This is a genomic window from Olleya sp. ITB9, from assembly GCF_001315805.1.
GTDB lineage: Bacteria > Bacteroidota > Bacteroidia > Flavobacteriales > Flavobacteriaceae > Olleya > Olleya sediminilitoris.
Map to the genome: position 1 here is coordinate 21,107 of NZ_BCBW01000015.1, position 26,884 is coordinate 47,990.

The 26,884-nt window shown below is 30.4% G+C and carries 24 protein-coding genes; 16 read left to right on the forward strand and 8 right to left on the reverse strand.

Annotated features, from left to right (window positions below; translation table 11 throughout):
• Positions 1-145: 145 nt before the first annotated feature.
• Positions 146-793, reverse strand: coding sequence for an SDR family oxidoreductase (locus ITB9_RS03135; protein ID WP_054851106.1), 648 nt, complete (start codon positions 791-793; stop codon positions 146-148).
• A 176-nt stretch (positions 794-969) separates the two neighbouring features.
• Here ITB9_RS03135 and ITB9_RS03140 point away from each other — a divergent pair, with 176 nt between their 5' ends.
• The 10 genes from ITB9_RS03140 to ITB9_RS03185 all read left to right on the forward strand — a co-directional run bounded on the left by ITB9_RS03140 (position 970) and on the right by ITB9_RS03185 (position 11,658).
• The gene (locus ITB9_RS03140; RefSeq protein ID WP_054851107.1) at positions 970-1,854 is read left to right on the forward strand and encodes a LysR family transcriptional regulator; all 885 of its coding nucleotides are present in this window, start codon (positions 970-972) and stop codon (positions 1,852-1,854) included.
• A gap of 75 nt (positions 1,855-1,929) precedes the next feature.
• Positions 1,930-2,850: a YeiH family protein gene (locus tag ITB9_RS03145; RefSeq protein ID WP_054851108.1), complete on the forward strand. Its 921-nt coding sequence runs from the start codon at positions 1,930-1,932 to the stop codon at positions 2,848-2,850.
• Between the two features lie 143 nt (positions 2,851-2,993).
• Positions 2,994-4,124 (forward strand): YARHG domain-containing protein, encoded by a 1,131-nt coding sequence (locus tag ITB9_RS03150; RefSeq protein WP_054851109.1) that lies wholly within the window; start codon positions 2,994-2,996, stop codon positions 4,122-4,124.
• A gap of 257 nt (positions 4,125-4,381) precedes the next feature.
• A complete protein-coding gene (locus ITB9_RS03155) occupies positions 4,382-5,326 on the forward strand; it encodes a hypothetical protein (protein WP_054851110.1) in 945 nt (314 codons plus the stop codon).
• A gap of 266 nt (positions 5,327-5,592) precedes the next feature.
• Positions 5,593-6,663, forward strand: coding sequence for a glycine cleavage system aminomethyltransferase GcvT (gcvT, locus tag ITB9_RS03160; RefSeq protein ID WP_054851111.1), 1,071 nt, complete (start codon positions 5,593-5,595; stop codon positions 6,661-6,663).
• Between the two features lie 7 nt (positions 6,664-6,670).
• Positions 6,671-7,585 (forward strand): glutaminase, encoded by a 915-nt coding sequence (locus ITB9_RS03165; RefSeq protein ID WP_028290833.1) that lies wholly within the window; start codon positions 6,671-6,673, stop codon positions 7,583-7,585.
• A 15-nt stretch (positions 7,586-7,600) separates the two neighbouring features.
• Complete coding sequence (locus ITB9_RS03170) at positions 7,601-8,431, forward strand: sugar nucleotide-binding protein (RefSeq protein ID WP_054851112.1); 831 nt, start codon at positions 7,601-7,603, stop codon at positions 8,429-8,431.
• A gap of 26 nt (positions 8,432-8,457) precedes the next feature.
• Entirely contained in the window at positions 8,458-8,751 is a 294-nt protein-coding gene (locus ITB9_RS03175; protein WP_054851113.1) for a 4a-hydroxytetrahydrobiopterin dehydratase, read from the forward strand.
• Between the two features lie 17 nt (positions 8,752-8,768).
• On the forward strand, positions 8,769-10,814 hold the full coding sequence (locus ITB9_RS03180) for a carboxy terminal-processing peptidase (protein WP_054851114.1): 2,046 nt from the start codon (positions 8,769-8,771) through the stop codon (positions 10,812-10,814).
• Positions 10,815-10,938: 124 nt separating this feature from the next.
• The gene (locus tag ITB9_RS03185; RefSeq protein WP_028290837.1) at positions 10,939-11,658 is read left to right on the forward strand and encodes a YebC/PmpR family DNA-binding transcriptional regulator; all 720 of its coding nucleotides are present in this window, start codon (positions 10,939-10,941) and stop codon (positions 11,656-11,658) included.
• Positions 11,659-11,728: 70 nt separating this feature from the next.
• On the opposite strand, the gene bcp is transcribed toward ITB9_RS03185, so the two are convergent.
• A complete protein-coding gene (gene bcp / locus ITB9_RS03190; protein ID WP_028290838.1) occupies positions 11,729-12,184 on the reverse strand; it encodes a thioredoxin-dependent thiol peroxidase in 456 nt (151 codons plus the stop codon).
• A gap of 35 nt (positions 12,185-12,219) precedes the next feature.
• On the opposite strand from bcp, the gene nth reads away from it, so the two are divergent.
• Positions 12,220-12,870 (forward strand): endonuclease III, encoded by a 651-nt coding sequence (gene nth, locus ITB9_RS03195; RefSeq protein WP_054851115.1) that lies wholly within the window; start codon positions 12,220-12,222, stop codon positions 12,868-12,870.
• A gap of 90 nt (positions 12,871-12,960) precedes the next feature.
• Here the strand turns inward: nth and ITB9_RS15555 are convergent, their stop codons facing one another.
• Both ITB9_RS15555 and ITB9_RS03200 read right to left on the reverse strand, forming a co-directional pair.
• Positions 12,961-13,116, reverse strand: coding sequence for a hypothetical protein (locus ITB9_RS15555; RefSeq protein WP_187294248.1), 156 nt, complete (start codon positions 13,114-13,116; stop codon positions 12,961-12,963).
• A gap of 56 nt (positions 13,117-13,172) precedes the next feature.
• Entirely contained in the window at positions 13,173-13,757 is a 585-nt protein-coding gene (locus ITB9_RS03200; protein WP_054851116.1) for an RNA polymerase sigma factor, read from the reverse strand.
• A gap of 232 nt (positions 13,758-13,989) precedes the next feature.
• On the opposite strand from ITB9_RS03200, the gene uvrA reads away from it, so the two are divergent.
• The 3 genes from uvrA to ITB9_RS03215 all read left to right on the forward strand — a co-directional run bounded on the left by uvrA (position 13,990) and on the right by ITB9_RS03215 (position 18,914).
• On the forward strand, positions 13,990-16,773 hold the full coding sequence (gene uvrA / locus ITB9_RS03205) for an excinuclease ABC subunit UvrA (protein WP_054851117.1): 2,784 nt from the start codon (positions 13,990-13,992) through the stop codon (positions 16,771-16,773).
• A 248-nt stretch (positions 16,774-17,021) separates the two neighbouring features.
• Positions 17,022-17,669 carry a hypothetical protein gene (locus ITB9_RS03210; protein ID WP_054851118.1) on the forward strand — a complete coding sequence of 216 codons (648 nt, stop codon included), beginning with the start codon at positions 17,022-17,024 and terminating at the stop codon, positions 17,667-17,669.
• A 162-nt stretch (positions 17,670-17,831) separates the two neighbouring features.
• Positions 17,832-18,914 carry a hypothetical protein gene (locus tag ITB9_RS03215; protein WP_054851119.1) on the forward strand — a complete coding sequence of 361 codons (1,083 nt, stop codon included), beginning with the start codon at positions 17,832-17,834 and terminating at the stop codon, positions 18,912-18,914.
• Positions 18,915-18,987: 73 nt separating this feature from the next.
• Here the strand turns inward: ITB9_RS03215 and ITB9_RS03220 are convergent, their stop codons facing one another.
• Genes ITB9_RS03220 through ITB9_RS03235 form a run of 4 tightly spaced genes read right to left on the reverse strand, consistent with a single transcriptional unit; the run spans position 18,988 to position 24,509 of the window.
• On the reverse strand, positions 18,988-20,439 hold the full coding sequence (locus ITB9_RS03220; protein WP_054851120.1) for a polysaccharide biosynthesis C-terminal domain-containing protein: 1,452 nt from the start codon (positions 20,437-20,439) through the stop codon (positions 18,988-18,990).
• A 26-nt stretch (positions 20,440-20,465) separates the two neighbouring features.
• The gene (locus ITB9_RS03225; RefSeq protein WP_054851121.1) at positions 20,466-21,752 is read right to left on the reverse strand and encodes a glycosyltransferase family 4 protein; all 1,287 of its coding nucleotides are present in this window, start codon (positions 21,750-21,752) and stop codon (positions 20,466-20,468) included.
• 36 nt (positions 21,753-21,788) lie between these two features.
• Positions 21,789-24,227, reverse strand: a complete 2,439-nt coding sequence (locus ITB9_RS03230; RefSeq protein ID WP_054851122.1) for a YfhO family protein — start codon at positions 24,225-24,227, stop codon at positions 21,789-21,791.
• A gap of 30 nt (positions 24,228-24,257) precedes the next feature.
• Entirely contained in the window at positions 24,258-24,509 is a 252-nt protein-coding gene (locus ITB9_RS03235; protein ID WP_028290847.1) for a DUF4834 family protein, read from the reverse strand.
• 119 nt (positions 24,510-24,628) lie between these two features.
• Here ITB9_RS03235 and ITB9_RS03240 point away from each other — a divergent pair, with 119 nt between their 5' ends.
• Together ITB9_RS03240 and ITB9_RS03245 are read left to right on the forward strand one after the other, a co-directional pair.
• On the forward strand, positions 24,629-25,690 hold the full coding sequence (locus ITB9_RS03240; protein ID WP_054851123.1) for a transporter: 1,062 nt from the start codon (positions 24,629-24,631) through the stop codon (positions 25,688-25,690).
• An 18-nt stretch (positions 25,691-25,708) separates the two neighbouring features.
• Positions 25,709-26,827 carry a hypothetical protein gene (locus tag ITB9_RS03245; RefSeq protein ID WP_054851124.1) on the forward strand — a complete coding sequence of 373 codons (1,119 nt, stop codon included), beginning with the start codon at positions 25,709-25,711 and terminating at the stop codon, positions 26,825-26,827.
• The last annotated feature ends 57 nt before the right edge of the window (positions 26,828-26,884 follow it).

The window sequence follows — 26,884 nt, forward strand, 5'->3', positions numbered from 1 at the left end:
TAATAGTTCAAAAAAAAAATCAGAATTTGAACAATTTTATGAATTTAAAACAACTACTTAAAAGCCATATATACAGATAAAACTCCATAAAAAAAGCTACCAAATGGTAGCTTTTTTTTATTCAAAATTAATAGTAAAATTAATCTTATGCATTAACTGCAGATACTTTATCTAAAGCTTCACCAATTAAGGTCTCACCTTTTAAAATTTCAAAAGTTGCTTGATTAGCAACATCATCATTTAATGTACTAACTAAAGTTTGTGCAACATCATTTCTACTAATTTCGCCTTGTGTATTTAATTTCTGATTTAACTGTATCTTATTGGTTAATTCGCCATTAGTTAAAGATCCTGGTCTAACAATACTATAGTTTAATCCAGAGGATTTTAAATACTCATCTGCATTATGTTTAGCTTTTAAATAGTCTTGTAATTGCTCAGCTTTTTCAGGTTGGTCTGCTCCCATTGAACTTAGCATCACAAACTTTTTAATGTTATTCTTTTTAGATGCATCAACCATACGTTTTGCGCCTTCTTGATCAACTTCAACTACATTTTTTCCTCCAGATCCTGCTGCAAACAAAACCTTATCTATAGTTTTATTATTAAATACATGAGATATATCGTCTTCTAAATCACCTAAAACAGTATCTATTTGCTTGGCCTCAAAAAAAGCTTTTTGCTCTTCTTTTCTAACCATTGCAATTGGGTTAAAATATTGAGATTGATTTAAAAGATTTACTATTTTTTTTCCTGTGGTACCGTTGGCACCTGCTACTAATATATTTTCCATACTTCAAGTTAATCAACACATTAGATAACACCAAATTATAACACTTGGTTTAACTATAGTTTAGTATAAAGCAAGGCAAAAACACCATGTTTACTAATATTTTTAACATTTCTATGCTATAAATTAAAGCTAAACTACTAGTAAGCTTTGTATATTGTGACTTCAATTATCAGTACATGAAAACTAAATTACACATATTTAAGATTGTAGCTAAAACTTTAAGTTTTACTAAGGCTGCTGAACAATTGTTTATATCGCAACCTGCAGTTTCAAAATCTATTAGAAATCTTGAAGAAGAATATAAAACAACCTTATTTGTAAGAAAACGAAACTCGATTGAGTTAACCACTGAGGGTCAATCTTTTTTATTATATGTTAATAAAATATTAGCCGTTTATAATCAAATGGACACTCAGTTTTTACATAAAAACGACACTTTTCCAGAACACTTTAGCTTTGGTGTTAGCACTACAGTATCTAATTACATTATACCTAAAGTTATTTCAAAATTCAGACAACAATATCCAAAAACTAAATTTGAAATAATTAGTAATAACTCTGAGACTATTGAAGACTTAATTTTAAACGAAGACCTAGATTTTGGTATAACCGAAGGTACTAAAACCAACCCTAAACTATATTATGATAAGTTTATTAAAGACGAAATTGTATTAGTTACTAATAGTAATAATCCTGCTTTTAAAAATGGAAGCATTGACACACAAACTTTACAAAGTCTACCAATGATAGTTCGTGAAAACGGATCTGGAACTAAGGATATTATAGATCAGTTTTTATTAAAAAATAATATTAAATCCTTAAACACAGTTGTAACACTAAATAGTACAGAGTCTATTAAAAACTACTTGTACCATTCTGATCATTATGCTTTATTATCAATACATTCAGTAAGTAAGGACTTAGTAAACAATCAATTAAAAATTATTGACATAAAAAACCTATCCATCCAAAGATGGTTTTACTTTGTTAAACGCACTGGTTTTCAATCTAATATGCTTGATTATTTTGAGACTTTTATCACAAACAACTATAACCTATAGTTATACTAAATAACAAATTAATACTCTAATTAGTTATTTGTTAAGTTTACTTTTGTATTGCATTAATTTTGTAATATGAAATCTAAACTATCTAAAATCTTATACCTTGTTATTGTAATAACTATTGCTTTGGGATACATAAATAGTACTTCAGCATTGTTGTTAGGATTTGGATTTACATTACTTTTTGATAACCCTTTTAAAACTTACAGTCATAAAGTTATTAGCTATTTACTTAAGTTATCAATTATTGGGTTAGGTTTTGGCATGCTTTTTAAAGACACATTACAAACTACAAAACAAGGATTTGGATTAACAGTGTTTTCTATTGTATTAACAGTAACCTTTGGTGTTTTATTAGCTAAAGCTTTAAAAATGGATTTAAAATTAGGACATTTAATTACCTCTGGAACTGCTATTTGTGGTGGTAGTGCAATTGCTGCAATTTCACCAATTATTAAAGCAAAAAGTAGTGTTATTAGTATTGCTTTAGGGATTGTGTTTTTACTAAATTCGGTTGCCTTATTTGTATTTCCTGCCTTAGGTCATGCTTTCAACCTTACTCAAGAGCAATTTGGATTATGGTGTGCAATTGCTATTCATGACACCAGCTCTGTTGTTGGAGCCGCATTAACCTATGGAGATCAAGCTTTAAAAATTGCAACTACAGTTAAATTGTCTAGAACATTGTGGATTATTCCATTATCCATTTTCACGATGTTTTATTTTAAAACTAAAGGCGAAAAAATAAAAATACCATACTTTATTATTCTTTTTATAATCGCTATAATTATTAATAGCTACCAACTATTACCTCAAAACATAACTTTAAGCATTGTTACAATTGCCAAACGTCTTTTGGTGTTAACTTTATTTATTGTTGGATCTACTTTATACATCAAGGACTTAAAAGCTTTGGGAAGTAAACCTGTACTTTTAGCAGTTAGTTTATGGATTTTTATATCTGTATTTTCATTAATCTATATTTTAAATTAAAGCAATAAGCTTCAGCTGAAAACTTAAAGCTATATATAATTTGTTGTACTTCAAATTGGCAATTTAATTTTCAATACTTTTGTTAGACCACAGGCTTATTTTCCGCTTGACGGTAAAAACATAAAACTTTTAAATAGTATATAATGAATTTTAAATTTGGTTTACTCCTATTCTTTTTTGGATTTAACTGCTTTGCAAATGACGGAGCATATTACGCTTCCGGAAACCAATTAATACCTATTAACGAGACTGATGTTACAGTTACTAAAGAGGTTTTAACACTTGTTAGAAAAGTTGTAGATGGAGAAACTTATGTATATGTTACTGTGGATTACACTTTTTTTAATTCAGGTAAAAACAAAACTATTTTAGTGGGTTTTGAAGCGCCTTCACCTTTTGGAGATGTTAATGGGTATCCTAAAAATGGCGCACATCCCTACATATCAAATTTTGATGTGATAATGAATAATCAGTTTTTGAAACATAAAACTGCTATGGTAAACACTGATAATTATTACATTAATGGTGCAATTGATGCAAAAACTGAAGCAGAAGTTATTGGAGAGGACTTTAATAGCAATAGCCCAGAGTTTTACTACGTATATTATTTTAATGCTAATTTTAAACCTGGTATAAATACCATTAAACATACCTACCGTTTTAATATGTCAGGATCAGTCTTAGAAAGATATAGTTTTGATTATATTTTAACTGCTGCCAATAGATGGGGAAATAATCAGATAGATGATTTTACCCTTAATATTGATATGGGAAACAACCAAGATTTTAATATTTCTAATACTTTTTTTGAAGATAAAAACAAATGGAGTATTGAGGATGGTAGAGTATTTAATCATGTAAATGAATATAGTAAAGCAAAAGACACCAAGTTTATTACCAATAGTGGCAAGATTAGTTTTAAAAAGAAAAACTTTAAGCCTAAAGGCGAATTAAGCCTCTACTCTAACGCTACGTACATGAAAAACTATTATGATGTATTTGATTACACTAAACATAATTTGCCACATGATATTATATTTTATAAAGAAGATAATAAAACGTGTACAAAATCCATTGATGAGGATTCATACAAAATATTAAGAAATTTACCCTTCGCTATTAAAGGTTATGTTTTTAAAACAAAAGTGATTCAAGATTACTACTTAACACAAAGTTGGTATAAACCTAACCCTAATTATGTTGCTAAACTAGAAACCTTAAGTAATCAAGTCATGGATTGGCTAACTATAGTCAAGAGTAATACTTGGGAGTAAACGTTATAGCAAAAAAACATATTATTTGTCTTACTTTAGACTTAACAGTAAGTAATACTTTAAATAGAAGAACATCACTTTTGTTTATACTTTTGATATTAATGTTAATTAATGTTAATTGATATTTAATTAACAGTAATAAATAAAAACAGGTGAAACTGAATATTACATTTGTTTGTGTAAAACATCAATAATATACTTATTTTAAATACCTCTTGTATACTTGATGTTGAACACTAACCATATTAAAATATTAAATGAAACACTCAAGTATTATCCTATTCACAACATTATTATTGTGCTTTAACTGTTCTAATGAAAAGTTTGATAACAACATCACTACAGGTGCAGTTGATGACAACATCACCACACCTGTGGTTCTTGAAGAATCTTCAGAACCAACATATATTAAAACAATGGACTTTTCTAGCTCTATTGATTATGTTTCTGAAATTGAATCTTTTGATATTGATAATGGATATTTGTATTTTGATTATCAATATAACATATACCGCATAAATCTTGAAGATGATAATGCTACCGCTGAATTAATTATAGAAGATGATGAAGCACCTGTAACCATAAAAGTAATTAATAATCAGTTATATTATCAGACTTATTGGCCTGCATTTTCTAGTATAAAACAACTTGACGTCAATAATATTGCAGGAGGTACGCAAGTAACACCTGTTATTGATACTCCTAGATCCTTACTAATAAAAAACGATACTAACTTATATTATGTATCTAGTCCAAATGGATTGTCACCAATAAATAATTTTTATCAGTTTAATACTTCTGGCACTGATAATTTAGTCGCTACTGACGAATTTGTGATTCCTAAAAACGGTAAAGTTATAGATAACTTCTTATATTTTTCTTCAGAAAACAACGTTCATAGAATAGATTTAAATTCACCTTCTCAAGGCTCGTCAATTGTTTACACTGCAGAAGATATTGAAGATGCTATAGGTAATGAAGGTTATATTTTAGGGTTTGATATCCATGAAGATAAGATTTACTACAGTCAAATAGGTAGTACTAATTTGTATAGTTTTGATTTAAATACACCAACAGAATCCCCTAAAATTATTCAATCCAACAACAACAATACAACTGGTTACAGTCAATTAATAATCTATAATGATGTATTATACGTCAAAAGACTTCTTGATAAGCAATTAGAAGTATTTGAGATTTAAATACTCCAATTATCTAATATAAAATTACCTAGTATAAATATTTATACTAGGTAATTTTGTTTATGGCATTAAATGACTAAGATTTGTAACACTTAACATTGTATAATATGTTACTTTCATTTTTTTGCTACAAAAGCATTCTAACAGAATCCTAAATTTTAACTTGATATTACCTGAAAACGTAAAAACCAAATCAATAATTTTCAATACTTTTGTTAGACAAGGTTTTAAAATTTCCGCTTGACGGTAAAACAAAAATATATTTCATGAAAAACACAGCTTTAACAGCAACACACGAAGCACTTGGTGCAAAAATGGTCCCTTTTGCAGGTTACAATATGCCTGTACAATATGATGGTGTAAATATAGAACATGAAGCAGTTAGAAAAGACTGTGGTGTGTTTGATGTATCACACATGGGAGAATTTTTAATTTCTGGTCCTAAGGCTTTGGATTTAATACAAAGTGTAAGTAGTAATGATGCGTCTAAGTTAACTATTGGTAAAGCACAATATGCTTGTTTACCAAATGATGATGGCGGAATTGTTGACGATTTAATTATTTATAAATTAAAAGAAGAACAGTATTTATTAGTGGTTAATGCTAGTAATATTGAAAAAGACTGGAATTGGATTAGCTCTAAAAACACAGTTGGTGCAGATATGCGTGATTTGTCTGAAGACTACTCGTTATTAGCTATTCAAGGTCCAAATGCAGTTGAAAAAATGCAGGCTTTATCTAGTCATGATTTATCAGAAATTAAATTTTACAACTTTAAAGTTGGTGATTTTGCTGGTATTGACAATGTAATTATTTCTGCAACTGGATATACTGGAAGTGGTGGTTTTGAGATTTATTGCAAAAATGACGAAGTCAAACAAATTTGGGACAAAGTTACTGAAGCTGGTGCTAAACCAATTGGATTAGCTGCTAGAGATACGCTACGTTTAGAAATGGGTTATTGCCTTTACGGAAATGACATTGATGATACAACATCACCTATTGAAGCTGGTTTAGGTTGGGTAACAAAATTTACTAAAACCTTTACTAATAGTGAAGCTTTAGAAGCTCAAAAACGTAAAGGTGTAGATCGTAAATTAGTCGCTTTTGAGCTTGACGAACGTGGTATACCTAGACAAGGTTATGATATTGTTGATGGTCAAGGTAAAACTATTGGTGTTGTAACCTCTGGTACTATGTCGCCAATGTTAGGTAAAGGGATTGGTCTTGGTTATGTGCCAACGGTATTTGCAGATGTAAACAGTAAAATTAATATTCAAATACGTAAAAAAGCAGTTGCTGCAACTATTGTAAAACTTCCGTTTTACAAGGCGTAAATACTATATGCAAGATTTTAATACAATTATAAACAACATCCATAACAACTTAAAAGACAATGTCGTTAAGGGTGTTGTTGCTTCTTATATTCCAGAGTTATCCAAACAAGATGTTAATCAGTTTGGTATTTTTATACAACACATGAATGGTGAAAATTTCAGTGTTGGTGATGCCGAAGTGCCTTTTTCTATACAAAGTATTTCCAAAGTATTATCCTTGTCCAAAGCAATAGCTTTTGAAAATAATGACATTTGGAAACGTGTAGATGTAGAACCGTCTGGAAACCCCTTTAACCATTTATCTTTATTAGAACTAGAAAACGGTATTCCTAGAAATCCGTTAATAAATGCTGGTGCAATTGTAATTGCAGACATATTATGTAGTCAGTTTAAAAACCCAAAACAAGAGTTTTTACAGTATGTTAGAGCTATTGCTAACGACCAATCTATTGACTATAATTTAAAAGTTGCAGCTTCAGAAAAAGAAACAGGTTTTAACAATCTAGCTGCTGCTAATTTATTAAAGTCTTTTGGTAATCTTAATAACGATGTAGATGTTGTTATGGATTTTTATTTTCATCAGTGTGCTTTAGAGATGACTTGTTCTCAGGTTGCTAAAGCCTTTTATGTCTTTGCTAATAAAGGACGTTGTGTTAATAACAAACAACACATTTCAAGCAGTCAAGCCAAACGTATTAATGCAATCATGCTAACTTGTGGCTTTTATGACGAGTCTGGTGAGTTTGCTTTTGAGGTTGGTTTACCTGGTAAAAGTGGTGTTGGTGGTGGTATTGTTGCCTTATTACCTAATCAATATGTTATAACGACTTGGGCTCCTGGTTTAAATGCCAAAGGAAACTCATTAATTGGCATGCAAGCTTTAGAGCAATTTACTACCCAAACCAATTTATCCATTTTCTAAACGTTATATTTTATAATGAAAGGGATAAATAACAAACATCGTATACTAATTTTAGGTGCTAGTGGCTTTTTAGGACAAGCTTTGTATAAAGAGCTTTGTGGCTACTTTAACACCTACGGAACCTATTTTGTGGACAATTATGCGTTTAGTAAAAACCAGCATTATTTTCAATATAATATAGAAGAAGACGATATTTTTGAAATCCTTGATATAGTAAAACCTACCATAATTATTTCGGCCTTACGTGGTAATTTTTCGGCTCAAATTATAGCACATCATCATCTTACAGAATATCTAATTGCTAACGATAGTAAGCTTATATTTTTATCCTCTGCCAATGTGTTTGATGCTTACAGCAAGTTTCCTAGCTATGAGGACGACAAAACCTTAAGCCATAGCATGTATGGTCATTTTAAAATTAAAATAGAAAACATGTTGTTGCGCCTACCAAAACAACATTATGCTATCATTAGACTACCAATGGTATTTGGTGCATATTCGCCTAGAGTAGAAGAAATAAAGTTTTTTTTAAAAGAAAAACAGCCTATAGAAGTCTTTCCAAACCTGATAATGAATGTGACTACAGATAGTAAAGTCACCCAACAAATACACTACATAATTAATCAAAATAAATCTGGAATTTTCCATTTAGGAAGTGAAGATTTAGTGCATCATGACGATTTTTTTAAAGAAATTTTAAACTCACTTGGTGTTAGCAAACCCAAATTTAAGCAAGTGTTTACAACCAATAACGACCGTTATCTTGCTGTATTATCAAGTAAAAATAAACTTCCAGACCATTTACAATTAGTAAGTCAAGATATTTTAACAGATTTAGAAGTATAAATTTCTTATTTTTAAATAAAAAATTTATGACTGCACTTACTAAATTAGAAATTGAACAACGTTTACTTAGACTTCCTGAGTGGGAATATTATGACAATGCGATTCATGCTGAATTTGAATTCGAAAACTTTAAAGATTGTTTTAGTGCTATGAGTCGTATTGCTTTTGAGTGCGAAGCATTAAACCATCATCCAGAATGGACCAACGAGTATAATGTCTTAAAAATAACATTAACAACACATGATGCTGGAAGTGTTACTGATAAAGATTTTAAATTAGCATTAGCAATAGAGCATATTGTTGAAGAGGATGAAGATTAAAACAATAAATGCCCTAAATGTACAAACCCCTACTCCTACTTATCACCTTATTCTTTAATGTCTCTATAGCACAAAACGACTCTATTTTTTGTCAACAATTAGTTGCTGTAAAACAATTAGTAGCAGACAACCATTACCAACCTAAAGTTATTAATGACAGCCTATCACAAGCTGTTTTTGATTTGTTTATCACTAATTTAGATAGTGATAAAGATTTCTTTTTACAATCAGATATCACACAATTTAAAACCCAACAACTACAATTAGACGAGTATTTAAATGCTGATAATTGCTTATTTATAGACTCTTTTAAAACGGTATTAGCACAACGCATAAAAGACACCAAAGTAATCCTAGAGTCATTAAACACCAAAACACCAGATTATTCTGGAGGTTTAGTATGGCAATACGTTCCAGAAAAAGAGTATACCTATGCTAAAAACTTAGATAGTTTAGCTTTAAATATTGAAAAAGTTATTGCATTAAAAGTGCTAAAAGATGTACTAAATACTAATCAAGACATTCAATATATAAAAGACAATTTTGAAATCCTAGAAGCTAAATCTAGATTAGACATTGTAAAAAACCAACTGTGTGTCTTAGAAGAATTTACTACTAATAGTGGTGGTTTAGATAGATATGTAAAAGACGCATTTATAAATGCCTTTTTACAATATCATGATCCGCATTCTGTGTTTTTTAATCCAACCGAAAAGTTAATATATGAAGGAGAGCTATCAAGCAACCAATTGTCTTTTGGTATTACTACCGAAAAAAATAAAGAAGGACAAATCACAATAGCACAAATTACTCCAGGAAGTGCTGCTTTTATTAACGGAAACTTTGAGGTGGATGATATCATAATATCCTTAACTGCAAACGGAACAACCTTCAATACTTTGTGCGTGTCTAATGACGCCATAAAAGCATTTAGTAATAAAAAAGGTCATAAAACTATTGCTTTTACTATAAAAAAGAAAAACGGAACCATACAAACTATAAGCATTACTAAAACTAAAATCAAAGTCGAAGACAATGCTATTAGAGGTTATTTAATTGGTTCTGATCAAGATTTAGGATATATAAAAATACCAAGTTTTTATACTAATGACGAATCATTAAATGGTCGTGGTGTATCCTCTGATTTTGCAAAAGAATTATACAAACTACAAAAACAGCAAATTCAAGGTTTACTTATAGATTTGCGTTTTAATGGTGGTGGATCTATGCAAGAAGCAATCGAGTTAATAGGTATGCTTATAGATCGTGGACCTGTCACAATTATTGAAACCAATCAAAAAGAAACTTACACCATTAGAGATGTTAAACGTGGTACATTTTTTAATAAACCAATAGTTGTACTAGTTAATTCTTATAGCGCTTCTGCATCAGAGTTTTTTGCATCTGCAATGCAGGATTATAATCGCGCTTTAATTGTTGGATCTACAACTCACGGTAAATCTAGTGCACAAGGTATACTTCCGCTTGATATTGAAAAAAACTTAGGGTTTTGCAAAATTACCGTAGAAACCTTTTATCGCGTATCAGGACAAAGTCACCAATCCATAGGTGTAATACCAGATATTAAATTACCATCTATCTATGACAATCTAAATAGTCAAGAGCAATACTATAGTTATGCGCTAAAAAATCATAGTGTAACGCCAACCTTAAAACATAATCCTTTAGCAAAACCTAATTATAATTATGTTATTAATACTAACAAACAACGCTTAAAGTCTGACTCTACATTTACTAATATAGCCAATAGTAACATAAAACTAAAACAAAGTATTTATAATAAAGGTAAAAAATATACACTTACAATAGATGATGTTTTAAAAAATCAAAACAACAAAACTGCATTATACAATCAAGTTTTCCAAGAGCAAACTAACCAAGCGTTAATAACTGTTAACAACACAAAACCTACACAACAATTATTAGATAAAAATCCAGATGACAATCGTTTAAATCAAGACGTCATTTTACAATTATCTAAAGATGTTTATATTGCAGAAAGCTATAATATTTTAAAGGATTTAATTAAAATCAGTCAATAAGTAATCAATTTTAAAATTATTCAAACCGACTGCATCAAAAAATTAAAGTTTTTTTAAATTTGTAACTATTAAAAATTTAACTATTTAGTTTCCGCTGTAGCGGAAATTTAAAAACATATATAACATGGGAAGAGCTTTCGAATTTAGAAAAGCACGTAAAATGAAACGTTGGTCTGCTATGAGTAAGGCCTTTACACGTATTGGTAAAGATATTGTAATGGCTGTAAAAGAAGGTGGACCAGATCCAGCTAGTAACTCGCGTTTACGTGCAGTTATACAAAATGCCAAAGCAGTAAACATGCCTAAAGATAATGTGCAACGTGCCATTAAAAAAGCTAGCGAAAAAGGACAAGGCGATTATAAAGAAGTTATTTTTGAAGGTTATGCTCCTCATGGTATTGCTGTTTTAGTTGAGACTGCAACAGACAATAATACAAGAACAGTAGCCAACGTACGTAGTTATTTTAATAAATGTGATGGTAGCTTAGGGACGTCAGGATCTGTAGTTTTTATGTTTGACCACACTTGTAACTTTAGAGTGAATGCAGAAGGTTTAGATCCAGAAGAATTAGAATTAGAATTTATAGATTTTGGAGCAGAAGAAGTTTTTGCTGATGATGACGGAATTTTAATCTACGCACCTTTTGAAAGCTTTGGAGCTATTCAAGCAGAATTAGAAAGTCGTGAAATAGAAATATTATCTTCAGGTTTTGAGCGCATACCACAAGTCACAAAAGGATTAACTCCAGAACAAGCTGCTGACGTAGAAAAATTATTAGAAAAGTTAGAAGAAGATGATGATGTACAAAACGTCTATCACACAATGGAAGAAACCGAAGATTAGTCTATTCCACTATTATAAATAAAAAAAGCGACCAATGGTCGCTTTTTTTATTTTACGTCTATTTATAAAGTTACAGTTCAAGTATTTGCGCTGCATGATCTTTAGTTTTTACTTTATCAATAACATGTGCTACTACTCCATTTTCATCTACTAAAAATGTTTTTCTATGGATACCATCATATTCCTTACCCATAAACTTTTTTAAACCCCAAACACCAAAAGCATTAATAACTTCTTTGTCTTCATCGGCTAATAATGGAAACGGAAAACTGTATTTATTTCTAAAATTAGTTTGTCTTTTTTCAGAGTCAGCACTAACACCTAAAATTTCGTAACCTTTGTCTTGTAGAGCAGTGTAATTATCTGTTAAATTACAAGCTTCAGCAGTACAACCAGGTGTACTCGCTTTTGGGTAAAAGAAAACCACTAGTTTTTTTCCTTTATAATCAGATAAAGATATAGGGTTTCCATCCTGATCATTTACTGTAAAATTAGGTACTTTATCACCTTGTTTTAATGTGTTCATAGTTGTAATTTTGGTTTCATTCAAAAATACAACTAATGACTAAGCAAGAAAAGGTAGAATTTGTTATAAATACGTTAAAAAAGTTATATCCAGAGATACCTATTCCATTGGACCATAAAGACCCTTATACTTTGCTAGTAGCTGTATTATTATCTGCTCAGTGTACAGATGTTAGGGTAAACCAAATCACACCATTACTGTTTGCAAAAGCAGATAATCCTTATGATATGATTAAAATGAGTGTTGATGAAATTAAAGACATTATCAGACCTTGTGGTTTATCTCCAATGAAAAGTAAAGGTATTTATGGCTTATCTAAAATGTTAGTCGAAGATTATAACGGAGTCGTACCAGAATCTTTTGAAGCTTTAGAAACTTTTCCTGCTGTAGGTCATAAAACCGCTAGCGTAGTTATGAGTCAAGCTTTTGGTGTACCTGCTTTTCCTGTGGACACACATATACATAGATTAATGTATCGTTGGAATTTAACTAATGGAAAAAGCGTACAACAAACCGAAAAAGATGCTAAACGATTATTTCCTAGAGAACTATGGAATGATTTACATCTTCAAATTATATGGTATGGTCGCGAATATTCGCCAGCAAGAGGTTGGGATTTGGATAAAGATATTATAACAAAAACTATAGGTCGTGCATCTGTTTTAAAAGAATATGCGAAAAAATAATGCTGTATTAATACACCTATTAACAGCCTTAAATTGCAATGATTACTATAAAAAAACGTCCTGAAACTATTTTCAGGACGTTTTTAAAATTTAGTTTTGAAGTGCTTCAAACTTCAAATTTTTATAATTTATAACACTTAAAGCCTTGGAGTAATTTAAAATAAAACTAATCGTTTCATTTTTAGGATTTAATTTAAAATCCTGCTTTTTTGGGGTATTAGATTCTTCAGAGTAAATTTTTGCCATGTATCTTTAGTTTTGTTCTTAAAAGATAACGACAAAAAAATAACTTTATTGCTCCTTTAGTTAGTCAAAACAATATTATGTTTATCAATAACCTTACGCATATTTATTAAAGCATATCGCATACGTCCTAATGCAGTATTAATACTAACTCCTGTACGTTCTGATATTTCTTTAAAACTCATATCATTATACATTCGCATCATTAAAACTTCTTTTTGATCTTCTGGTAACTCATCAACTAAACGTCTTACATCAGCTTCAACTTGCTCTTTAATAATCACTTTTTCTGCATTTAATGCATTATCACTAATGACTGAAAAAATATTAAACTCGCCTGAGTTATCAAATTTAGGCATTCTACTATTTTTTCTAAAATGATCAATCACCAAGTTATGTGCAATACGCATAACCCATGGTAAAAACTTACCTTCTTCGTTATATTTTCCTCGTTTTAAAGTTCGGATAACCTTTATAAAGGTATCCTGAAATACGTCTTCAGCAACATCTCTGTCGTAGACTTTTGAGTAAATAAAACTATAAATACGTTGTTTGTGTTTTGTGATTAGGACTTCTAAAGCAGATTCCTCTCCTTTAATATAGTTACTAACAAGAATAGCATCTGTAATTGTGTCTTTTCGCATAATCATTACTTTTAGGCACCAAAAAAGTGTTCTGGTTGGGGTTTATAAATTAAAAAGTAATGTTATAGTATAGGCTAAAAGTTTTATTCGGGTTTTACACGGTTCAAATATAACAACAATCATTCCGAAAAAACAAAAATAAATTAAACTTTTAACATTCTATTGCACAATAATCTGTTTTAAAAGGTGCGTAACTTATGTTATCTTTGCATTCTTACAGGCTAAAATAACTATGAGCACTATACTTTCTGAAGTAAATCCAAAAGAAAATATTATTATTAAAGGTGCAAAATTGCATAACCTTAAAAATATAGATGTTGTTATACCACGTCGTAAATTAGTGGTCATAACTGGATTATCGGGTTCTGGAAAATCCAGCTTAGCGTTTGACACATTGTATGCTGAAGGTCAACGACGTTACGTAGAAAGCTTAAGCAGTTATGCTAGACAATTTTTAGGTAGATTAAACAAGCCAAAAGTAGATTATATTAAAGGTATTGCTCCTGCAATTGCAATCGAGCAAAAAGTAAACAGCACCAACCCAAGATCAACCGTTGGTACAACCACCGAAATTTACGACTATTTAAAACTATTATTTGCTAGAGTTGGACGTACCTACTCTCCTATTTCTGGTCAGGAAGTAAAAAAAGATACTGTAACAGATGTTATAAATCACATAAAAACTTTAGAGTTAAATCAAAAACTTTTATTGTTAGCACCTTTATTTTTAGAAGAAGGTCGAGAATTACAAGACAAACTAAAAACTTTAAATGCTCAAGGGTATGCAAGACTAAAAGTCAAAGATAAAGTTGTACGTATTGATGATGCTAAAGATTTAACCTCTACAGAAGGCGTATTTTTAGTTGTTGATAGGATTGTAACTAAAGATGATGATGACTTTTACAACCGTTTAGCTGATGCTATACAAACTGCGTTTTTTGAAGGTAAAGGCAATTGCTATATCGAAACCTTAGCAGATCAAACCTTACGTCATTTTAGTAATAAATTTGAATTAGATGGACTTCAGTTTTTAGAACCAAATGTTCATTTATTCAGCTTTAATAATCCTTATGGAGCTTGTCCAAAATGTGAAGGATATGGAGACGTTATTGGTATTGATGAAGAATTAGTCATACCAAACACTGCCTTATCAATTTACGAAAACGCTATTTATCCTTGGCGTGGAGACAGTATGAGTTGGTACAAAGACCAACTGGTTAACAATTCTCATAAATTTAATTTTCCTGTACATAAACCTTATTTTGAATTAACCGAAGCTCATAAAAATCTTATTTGGGATGGTAATAAATACTTTGAAGGTCTTAATAGCTTTTTTGCAGAGTTAGAAAGCAAAGCTTATAAAATTCAAAACCGAGTAATGTTATCGCGTTACAGAGGTAAAACACAGTGTAAAGTATGTCATGGTAAACGCTTAAGACCAGAATCTAATTATATAAAAATTGGAGATAAAACACTTACAGATTTAGTCGAACTTCCTTTAAACAAGTTATCCGTATTTTTTGAGAACTTAAAATTAAATGAATACGACACTAAAATTGCAGAACGATTATTAGTCGAAATTAAAAACAGACTAAAATTTTTACATAATGTAGGTTTAGATTATCTAACCTTAAACCGAAAGTCAAATACCTTATCTGGTGGTGAAAGTCAACGTATTAATCTAGCAACCTCTTTAGGTAGTAGCTTGGTTGGATCCATGTATATTCTAGACGAACCTAGCATTGGTCTACATCCAAAAGATACCGAACGTTTAATACTAGTATTAAAACAATTGCGAGATTTAGGTAATACTGTAATTGTGGTAGAGCATGATGAAGATATCATGAAAGAAGCCGATCAAATTATAGACATTGGTCCAGAAGCAGGTACATTAGGTGGTGAGGTTGTCGCAGTCGGTACATTTAAAGATATTTTAAAATCTAAATCTTTAACTGCACAGTATTTAAACGAATCCCTTCAAATTGAAGTCCCTAAAACCAGACGTACTAGTAAATATAGTATTGATGTTATTGGAGCAAGAGAAAATAACTTGAAGAATATTGACGTATCCTTTCCTTTAGAGATGTTAACTGTTATTACTGGTGTATCCGGAAGTGGAAAAAGTACATTGGTTAAAAAAATATTATATCCTGCTATTCAAAAGCATTTAACAGGTGTTAGCGATAAAGCTGGACAGTTTTCTGAACTTCAAGGTAACTTTGTTAACATTAAAAATATTGAGTTTATTGACCAAAACCCAATTGGTAGATCCTCAAGATCTAATCCTGTTACTTATGTCAAAGCTTATGATGATATTAGAGCGCTTTATAGCAAGCAAAAATTAAGTCAAATACGCAATTATGCTGCTAAACATTTTAGTTTTAATGTGGATGGCGGACGTTGTGAAACCTGTAAAGGTGAAGGTGTTGTAACTATTGAAATGCAATTTATGGCTGATGTCCATTTAGAATGCGAAACTTGTAAAGGCAAGCGCTTTAAAAAAGAAGTTTTAGAAGTAACCTTTGCCGATAAAAACATTGACGATATATTAAATATGACTATCGATGATGCTATTGCCTTTTTTGATAAAAACGGAGTAACTAAAATAAAAAACAAGCTTCAACCATTACAAGATGTTGGTCTAGGTTATGTTGCTTTAGGGCAAAGTAGTTCAACCTTATCTGGTGGAGAAGCACAACGTATAAAGTTAGCAACCTTTTTAGGTAAAGGAAATACTAAAGATAAAGCCTTATTTATTTTTGACGAACCAACGACTGGTTTACATTTTCATGATATTCAGAAGTTATTAAAATCGTTTTATGCTTTAATTGCTAAAGGACATTCAATAATTGTGGTTGAGCATAATTTAGATTTAATAAAATGTGCCGATCATATTATTGATTTAGGTCCTGAAGGAGGTGAAAATGGTGGTCATTTAGTTGCTTTTGGTACTCCAGAAGACGTTGTTAAAGAAAAAGCCAGTTTAACTGCCCAGTACTTAAAAGAGAAGTTATAAATCTTGAAACAATGTTTCGGTTTGAAACAGTCTTAAAATTTTTGTTAGTTAATTTCAAATTAGCTGGTAAACGTATTTATCATGCGCTTTAATTTCGGTTTAACCGAATAAAAAACACTTTAAAAATAAGCTGAAAAGCATAGTAAAATCAACACTTAACAAGTTTGGCACAGCTATTGAAACTAACTAATCAATATAGCGAATGCCGAAACGCTTGATAAGTAGGCAAAATCTAAATCCTTTTTACTATGAAAAAATTAGTACTATTATTTACAGGTTTGTTAATGGGATTAACAACCGTTACAGCAGAAACTAAGTCTACATCGCAAGGTGAAGATTTAGTACAAAACAGAAATTATTACACACAACCTATTACTTTTATTGAACGTGGTGTTGAGTTTTTATTATTTAATGACGGAACTTTTGATTTTAGCACACAGTTATCACAAACTCAAGGTGACAATTATTACAGACAAAGCACTAATAAAAGACGTACTTTAAATACTACTTATGGTGCACCTGGAACACAATATTTTAACCCAAGAGACAATGGTGTTATCATTACACATGATAGAGATGGTAAAGTTAGACGTGTTGGTAATGTGTTTTTAAATTATAACAGAAGCGGACAAATTAAAAGATTAGGATCGGTTTATGTAAGTTATAACCGTCAAGGTTTAGTTAGTCAAATTGGTGGTATGCGTTTACAATATAACAGATTTGGTCAATTGGTAAGAACTGTAGGTCAAATAAACAGATATAATAATAACCATAACTCCACTCCTATTGTTAACCAAAATAATAATGGTCATTATGAGTATAACCAAAATAACAATGACAACTATTATTATAGACAAGAACAAAAAAAGATTGTAGCAGAAACTAGAAAAAGATAATACCCTTTTTACTTTTTAAATATAAAAAACCCATAAACAAGCGTTATGGGTTTTTGTTGTTTTAAAAAGCAACAACCTTCATAAACCCTTGATATTGTTACATTTTTGTTTTTGGCACGATGCTTGTAATTAGTTAATTGTTCAATCTTAAAACAATTAGTTATGAAACATTTATTCCTTTTATTATCAGCTTTATTCCTTAGCGGATTTACTGTTAATGCAGACACTAACAACACAGTAGATAACGGTATTATTAACAACTCTTATGTAAGAGGATATGGTAATCAATTTATATTTCAAGAAGCAGGTATCGAGTTTTCGGTTTATGCAGATGGTCAGTTTGACTTTTATATGCCTAATTATGGTCCTAAAGTTAATGTAAACATCAACACTAGAAACACTAGTATTAGCTTTAACACTGGTTATGATTATGGAGCTTATGTACAGTATGACGAATATGGAGCTGTTATACAAGTAGAAAACACACCTGTTTATTATGATTATTACGGTCGTGTTACTCAAGTTGGAAATGTATACATAAACTATAACAACAGAGGCTATGTAACACGTGTTGGAGGACTATATGTTCATTATAACCGTTACAACAGATACTCACATTGTACTGGATTTATAAACATTTACAATAGAGCCTATGTTTATAGACCATGGCACAACTACTATATCTTACCTACTGTACATTACAGAGTATTATATACAACACCATATAGACAACATTACAGACCAGTTAGATACAGATATGATAGACCATATTTAAACAATAGCAGACGTAGAACAGCTGTTGCTAACAGAAGAGGAAACACTATCTCTAGAAACAGAGCTTTAGCCTCTAGAACAAATGGAAGAACTCCAAGAGCAACAAGTACAACTAGATCAAGAAACAATGCTGTTTCAACACCTAGAACAAGAAGAAACCAAACTGTTACCACAAGAACTAGAGGTAACCAAACTGCAACTTCTACTCCTAGAACTAGAAACAATAGAGCTACGACTAGTACACCAAGAACTAGAACAAATAAAACGGTAACCTCTAAACCTAGAACTAATAACACTAGAACAAGTACACCTAGAACTAGAACAAAAACATCTGTTGCTAAGCCAAGAACAAGAAGTGCTGTTAAAATAAAAAGCACTAGAAATACTAGTAGAGCCAAATCTACTACAAGAAGTACAAACTCTAGAAGTAAATCTTCAAGCAAATCAAGAAGCACAAGATCTAGAAGATAGAAATAGACACATTTGAATAGTCAAAAAATCCTATTATAGATTGTTAATCAAACAATTTAAATAGGATTTTTTTTTATGGGATAAAACGTTTTACTATAACAGAAATATCTTCGGATAAATTAAATTTATACACAGAAACTCCATAAGCGGTTATTAAAATTATAGTTTTTAAAACAATGTTAAGTATTGGATTAAAACTAAACTCCCAAAAATAAAGTGCTACACCAAAAACAACTATTAAAACTAAAGTTTTTAAAGTTGAAATTGTAAAGGGTTGAATCTTAAACTTACTGTAAACGAACAGCAGTTTAACCATGTTATATAAAACAATAATAATACCGCTTGCGTAAGCTGCTCCGTTTAATCCAAACGACGGAATAAACATATAATTTAATAATACAGTCAAAATTGCTAACATCACTCCAAAAACCAAAACCATTCTATAATAGTCACTATTAAAAAGTATAGCGTTGTTATTTCCTGTTAAACTATCTGACAGTTTAGCTAATCCTATTATTAAAACCACCATAAAGCCTTCACTATAATTATCAGGAATTAATAAATACAGTTGATTAATATTTATGATAATACATAAAAAAATAAACCCACTAATTATAAACAAGTTAATAGAGCTTTTTTGATACAAAATATTTAGACCAATCTTATCCTTATCGTTTAACAACTTAGCAGTAATTGGATGCGTTATTAAATGCATAGCTCTTGAAGGCACACCAATAACAGCTGCAATATAAATAGCTACACCATAATACGCTACGTTAGTAATAGCTTCAAACTGACCAAGCATAAACTTATCAATTTCTAAAACTATGTTTGCTACAGAGCCTGCAATAATTATTAAAGCAGAATATTTTAAAACCGATTTTAAATTTGGAATCTTAACTAACTTTAAAACAGGAAGTCTCAAGCTAAACGCATACAATTTCATTATTAAAGTTCTTAAAATATAAACCAAAACAATACTGTATATTAATTGATCTACAGATAGGTATTTATAATGCAATAGCAACAATAAAACCATAATGCATACTCTATGAAACACCTCTTTCATAAAGTTTCCAAAAACACTTTGCATTTGCACTCTACTCCAAGCATAAAACACTTCAAAATAAGCAAACATAACTGCGCAAACATATATTAACCATGTGTAATCTTTGATTATACTATTTTTTTTAGATAACCAATTTGCGATATAATCATAACCAAAATGTGTTACAATTCCTGCAGGAATTACTACCGCTAAAGGCAACACTAACATTAAGGTTAAAAAGCTATTTTGAGATTGTCTAGTCTTAAAGGAAGAATAAAATTTAACAATAGTATTATGTACACCAAAAGCCATTAAAGGCATTAAAATATTAGCTGTAGATAATATAAAAGTTATTAATCCAAAGTAAGCTTCACTTAAAAATTGAGTATATAAAAAAATGACATTAATAGCTCCAACACCAAATCCAATGTATGTAATTACAGTATTTTTGATAGATTGATTAACAACTATTCCCATAAGGTAGTGGTGGATTAAAAACTAAGTTAGCAAGGGGTAATTAAACTTGCTAATTTTTTGGTTAATTGTCGTCTTGAGTAACGTTGTAATCCAACAGGATTGGTCGACAAATTATTATTTTTATAAGCTTCAAAATGATTTTTTATGGTTTGTTTTAAAGCTTCATATTCTTGATAATTAAAAAATACTCCAGTGTTTGTGTCTTTAATAATCGAAGCCACATCTGCACCTTTTGGACCAATTGCAATAATTGGTCTATTAGCAACCATATATTCAAATATTTTTCCTGGTATGATTGCTTTTGTATCTTCACTATCTATTTCAATTAATAATAATAATTGGGATTTTTTTTGATACTCAATAGCTTCAATATGAGTCAAATAACCAACATTATTTAAACCATTAGTTAAATCAAATTTAGCGATAGATTGAAGTATTTCTTCACCAACTGAACCTACTAAATTTAACTGAAACTGATTTGCAAAATCTTGATCTTCCTGTTTTAAATCTTGGAGTACTTTCCATAAAACTTGAGGGTTTCGTTTGGATAACAAAGACCCAATATGCGATAAAGTAAACTTTTTATCTAACTGATTTACAACAACTTCTTCTTTGTCATAACCATTAGTTATGACAGAAATTGACTGATTAGTTATCTGTTCAAACTCCGTTTTAGTACTAGGACTAGTTACAATAATTTGGTTGGCACTATTAAGCACTTTATACTCTAAATTTTTATGTTTTTTAGCAGATGTTTTAGTCAGTTTTAATTGTTTATGGTAACCTATACTTGTCCACGGATCTCTAAAATCTGCTATCCATTTAACACCTAATTTTTGCTGTAATTGTATACCAATTAAATGCAAACTATGTGGAGGACCACTAGTAATAATTGTATCAATATTAAAATCTAAAATGTAAGTAGATAAATAATTTACTGAAGGCTTAACCCAATTTTTTCTAGCATCAGGTATAAAAAAATTACCTCTAACAAATAACATCAAACGCTCTATTAAGCTTTGTTTATTTTTTTCGGCAATAATCCCTTTACTAATTGTTTTACTTTTTTTAGAAAACAATTGTGCAAGTTTATAAGGCTCTTTAATGGGCTGTTGTAAAATAGTTATACTTGGATCAACTTCTGACTGTAAAGACTGGTCTAAAATAGGGTAATTAGCATTAGAAGGACAATACACAATTGGCTCAATATTAAACTCTGGTAAATACTTTACAAATTTTAACCAACGCTGTACTCCTGGTCCTCCTGCTGGTGGCCAATAATATGTAATTATAAGTACCTTTTTTTTATCCATGATATAACGCTTTCGCGGAAATTAAGCCAAGTATGATTAAGCAGTTTCCTTTTTACGAAAACTTTTAAATCCTAAAAATAAACCACCAAATACAAGCAGTCCAAATATTAATGAACTTGCTAATGCAATAGTACTTCCTGTTTCAACCACCTTTGGCTCAAACTTAAACTCAATAGTATGATTACCTTTTGGTACTTCCATACCTCTTAAAGCATAATTAACTTTAAAATGTGGTTTAGCTTGACCGTCGATATAAGCATTCCATCCATTACCATAGTACATTTCTGAAAACACAGCAAAACCATTGTTAGCATTATCAGATTGATATTTTATGTAGTTTGGTTTATACGTTGCAACTTTAATTGATGCTAACGAGTCCATTTTAAATGTCTTAGGTAAGTTAACACTTTTAATTTGCTCTCTTGAATAAATGGCTGTTTCCTTACTTTTTAATGTATCTAATGCTAATATTTCATCATTAGGACTAGCAACTTCTTTCATGTTTTGCACAAACCAAGCATTACCATTAGCATCATTATTAACATACGGAAATGGCTGGTTGTTTTCCGCTTGACCGATAATATATTTTGCATTAAGCATACTCAAAACGTTTATATTATTTTTAGAAATATAAAACTCGTATAAATCCTGATATCGTTTTGGTTTTGCAGCATGATAACCACCTAATGCATTATGGAAATAACTAGCTTTTGCTCCTCCTGAAGTAATATCAAACACTCGAAAGTTGTCTGTATCCTTAAGGATTTCTAAATCTGCACCATTGGCTTGATATGGACGTTCCATTTTTAGTTTAGATACAAAATCTTCGTTGTTAACATAACGTCTATCAACACCAACAAGATCTATAACAATTAATAAAGCCATAATTACTACAACTTTAGTTTCGTTTATTTTTTTATTTAAAAAGAAATAAATAACTGCTGCTGCTAGTAAAACAAAAACTAAAGTCCTTAGAGTATCATTAGTAAAAAAACTTGCTCTATCTTCTTTTAAAGCATCCAAAAAAGCTTGACCGTAACTGGCTCTTATTTGTCCATCAGATCCTCCAACAAAACTTATAAGTCCTGCAAATTTTGCTACTAAAAACAAAACTGCTAAACCTGCTGTTGTATAAACGGTATATTTTAAAGCTTTTAATTTTTCTTCGGTTTTTACAACATCATTAAATAGTCTAACTAATGCAAAAACAGCTAAAACAGGGATACATAATTCTAAAATAACCTGAATAGAACTGACTGCTCTAAACTTATTATAAAGTGGTACAAAATCTATAAAAAAGTTAGTTAAAAACTCTAAATTCTTACCATATGACAGTAATAATGACAAAACCGTTCCGCCAGCAAGCCACCATTTTAAACGTCCTTTGACTAAAAATAAACCAAGTACAAATAAAAATATAACAACAGCACCAATATAGGCTGGAGCTTCAACGATGGTTTGGCCTCCCCAATATGTTGGTAATCCGTTAGCATAGTCTCTAGCTTGAACAGGTGGCACACCTTGAGATACAAAATAATCATACATTGCAGAATCTTTCCCGACGTCTTCTCCACTTCCTCCTCCTAAAAATCTTGGCACAAACAAGTTAAAGGTTTCTAATTTACCATAACTGTATTCTGTAATGTAATCTTTACTTAACCCGTTTGTGATTTCTTTTTTAGAACCATCTGCATTAATGGTAATCTCACTTTGCCCACGAGTACTTTCTTTAACATACTCTTGAGTGGCTAATATATTAGTAGCATTTAAACCTATTGCTAAAATTACAGCAACTAACAATACACCTACAGCTTTAAAAAAATGAGGTATCATTTTTTTACGATACGCGTCAACCAAATATGCGCCACCTAATACTAAAACTAATAACATCAAATAATAGGTCATTTGATAATGGTTAGCAACCAACTCGAGACCCATAGCTACAGTAGTTAATAAAAATCCTGCTATAAACTTACCTCTAAAAGTTAAAAGAATACCACTTAAAACTAAAGGCATGTAAGCTATAGCATGCGCTTTACTATTATGTCCAACACCTAATATTATTATAAGATAGGTAGAAAAACCAAATGCCAAAGCACCAAGACCTGCTAATTTCCAATCGACTTTTAAAACTAAGAGTAAAACATAAAAACCTAAAAAATATAAGAATAAATAGTCTGCTGGCCTAGGTAAAAACCTTAAAGACAAATCTAACTTTTTAATATAATTGTGAGGATATTTTGCACCTAATTGGTAGGTTGGCATACCTCCAAAAGCACTGTTTGTCCAATAGGTTTCTTGACCTGTTTGGGCTTTAAAATCTTTTTGTTGTTTGGCCATTCCTGTGTAGTGAACAATATCACTTTGGTAAATGACTTTTCCTTGTAAAACAGGACTAAAATAAGCTAATGAGCAGATAATAAACCCTACCAAAATTAAAAAATGAGGCAAGATTTTTTTAAAAGAGAATTGCATAAATGATTTTAAAAACTGTGAGGTCGAAAATTACTCAATTTCTTCGTAATCTACATACTCACCAACATTTTTATTTGAAGATTTATTTTCAGGCATTTTATCTATTGTAATTTCGCCTTCTTTTTTTAGTGGTTCTTGTCTTTGTTGGTTAAAAGCACCACCAAAACGTTGTGTTGCTTTTTTGGCTGCATATTTAAAAAGCGCAGGAGCAAACAAACGAGATAAGATTTTTAAACCGTAATAAATTAATATAATTATAAGGATGGTTCTTAATAAACCCATGTTGTAATATTTAATAAGTAATCATTTCTTTAACAAAAATACAATTCTTCAGTTTTAAATTAAGTTTTAAATACATAAAAAAAATATAAAATCTTATATTTGACTTTAAACAAATATTTATGCTTAACCCAAAAATAGTATTCACTTATGTATTGCTATTAGCAAGTTTTACTGCTACTGCGCAATACACTGAAGTTATTAACTCTAACAGACCTGGTGTGTCAAGAAGTGCCTTTTCTGTTGGTAAAAATGTGGCTCAATTTGAAGTTGGACCTTACCTTGTTAAAGAAGAACATACACCTTTAAAAAATGAAGCTTCTGGTTTTGGTATTGATTTTGCTGCCAGATATGGTTTGCTTTGGGAACAACTAGAATTAAATATAGAAGGAACGTATCAAAATGACACATTTACTGACAACAGATCTTTAAACTCTCCTATTGAAACAGATCGCGCAAATTTTAGATATTTGACACTTGGTGCTAAATACTTAGTGTATGATCCTTATAAAAAACTAGGTGAAGAAAAACCAAATATTTTTAGTTATCATGCTAACCGCAAATTTAGATGGAGTAGCTTGATTCCGGCTGTTTCTATTTATGTTGGAGCCAACTATGATGCAAAAAACAACTCATACGTGCCATATACCAATCCTTTGACACGACCAAATTACGAAGGTGGATTTTCACCAAAAGTGATGATTGCAACACAACACAATTTTAATAGTGGTTGGGTTTTAGTAATGAATTTTGCTAAAGATAGAATAGGTTCAGATTATTCGGATTTTCAATACATCTTAACACTAACAAAAGCCATCAACCAACAATGGGTACTTTTTGGTGAGACCGAAGGTATTAAAAGTGACTACTATGCTGATAACCTTTTTAGATTTGGTGGAGCGTATTTATGGAATAAAGATTTTCAGTTAGATACTGCAGTTACATTTAATACTAAAGACACACCTTCTGTATTTAGCTTTAACTTTGGAGCTTCTTATCGTTTAGACTTTCATAAAGATCCAGATACTGACATAGATAATGGTACAAATGTTTTAGAAGAATACGAGCGTAAAGCCAACCGTAATAAGAAAAACAAGAAAAAAGGTGATGATTCTGACACTCCTTCAGATTCTGGAAAACGTAAAAAAGAAACTAAGGAGATTGATTTTGATGACGAAAACTAACTAGGCCTTTTTTACCATATGATTACAATTAAAAAAGTAGAAACAAAAGCAGACTATAAAACGTTTGTTAAATTCCCTTTTCAAATATATAAGGATTCTAAATATTGGGTACCTCCTATTATTAGTCAAGAATTAGCCACATTTGATAAAGAGAAAAACCCAATATTTAATGATGCCGAAGCTACATTATTTTTAGCCTATAAAGCTAACAAAGTTGTAGGACGTATTGCTGCAATTATAAATTGGCTAGAAGTCAAAGATCAAGACTTAAAAAAAATGCGTTTTGGCTGGTTTGATTTTATTGACGATTTAGAAGTTAGTAAAGCGCTTTTAAATGAAGTTTATACCATTGGTAAAAAACATGATTTAGTATATAGTGAAGGTCCTGTTGGCTTTTCTAACTTAGATAAAGTTGGAGTAATGACCGAAGGTTATAACAACTTAAGTAACATGGTAACATGGTACAATCATAGTTATTATGTCAAACACTACGAAGCCCATGGCTTTACTGTTGAAAAAAAATATATAGAAAGCAGATTCCCTTTTGAAAATGTTAAACCTGAATTTTTTTATAAAGCACAAGAATTAATAAAACGACGTTACAAACTGAGAGCTTTAGATTTAAAAAAGACATCAGAAGTCATGCCTTATGCAGATAAGATGTTTGATTTATTTAACGAAACTTATGCCTCACTATCCTCTTTTGTAGCTATCACAGATATTCAAAAAGAATATTTTAAAAAGAAGTTTATTAGTTTTATAAATCCAGAATACATAAAATTTGTTGTAGATAGTGATGATAAATTAATTGCATTTGCAGTAGTTATGCCTGGTTTTGCAGAAGCTTTACAACAAATAAATGGAAAACTTTTTCCTTTAGGTTTTTTAAAATTATTAAAAGCTAAAAAGGAAAGTAAAGATGTCATGTTTTACCTAATAGGTGTACATCCTGATTACCAAAATAAAGGTGTACATGCAGTAATATTTAATGAATATTATAACACATTTACTGAAAGAGGTATAAAAATGTGTTATCGCACACCAGAGTTAGAAGACAATGAAGCTATTAAAAAAATATGGAAACACTTTAGTCCAGAAATATATATGAGACGTTGTACATTTAAAAAACAATTATAATTTTAGAAAAAAAATTATCTAAACTAAAAAATCCGATTCAAAACTGAATCGGATTTT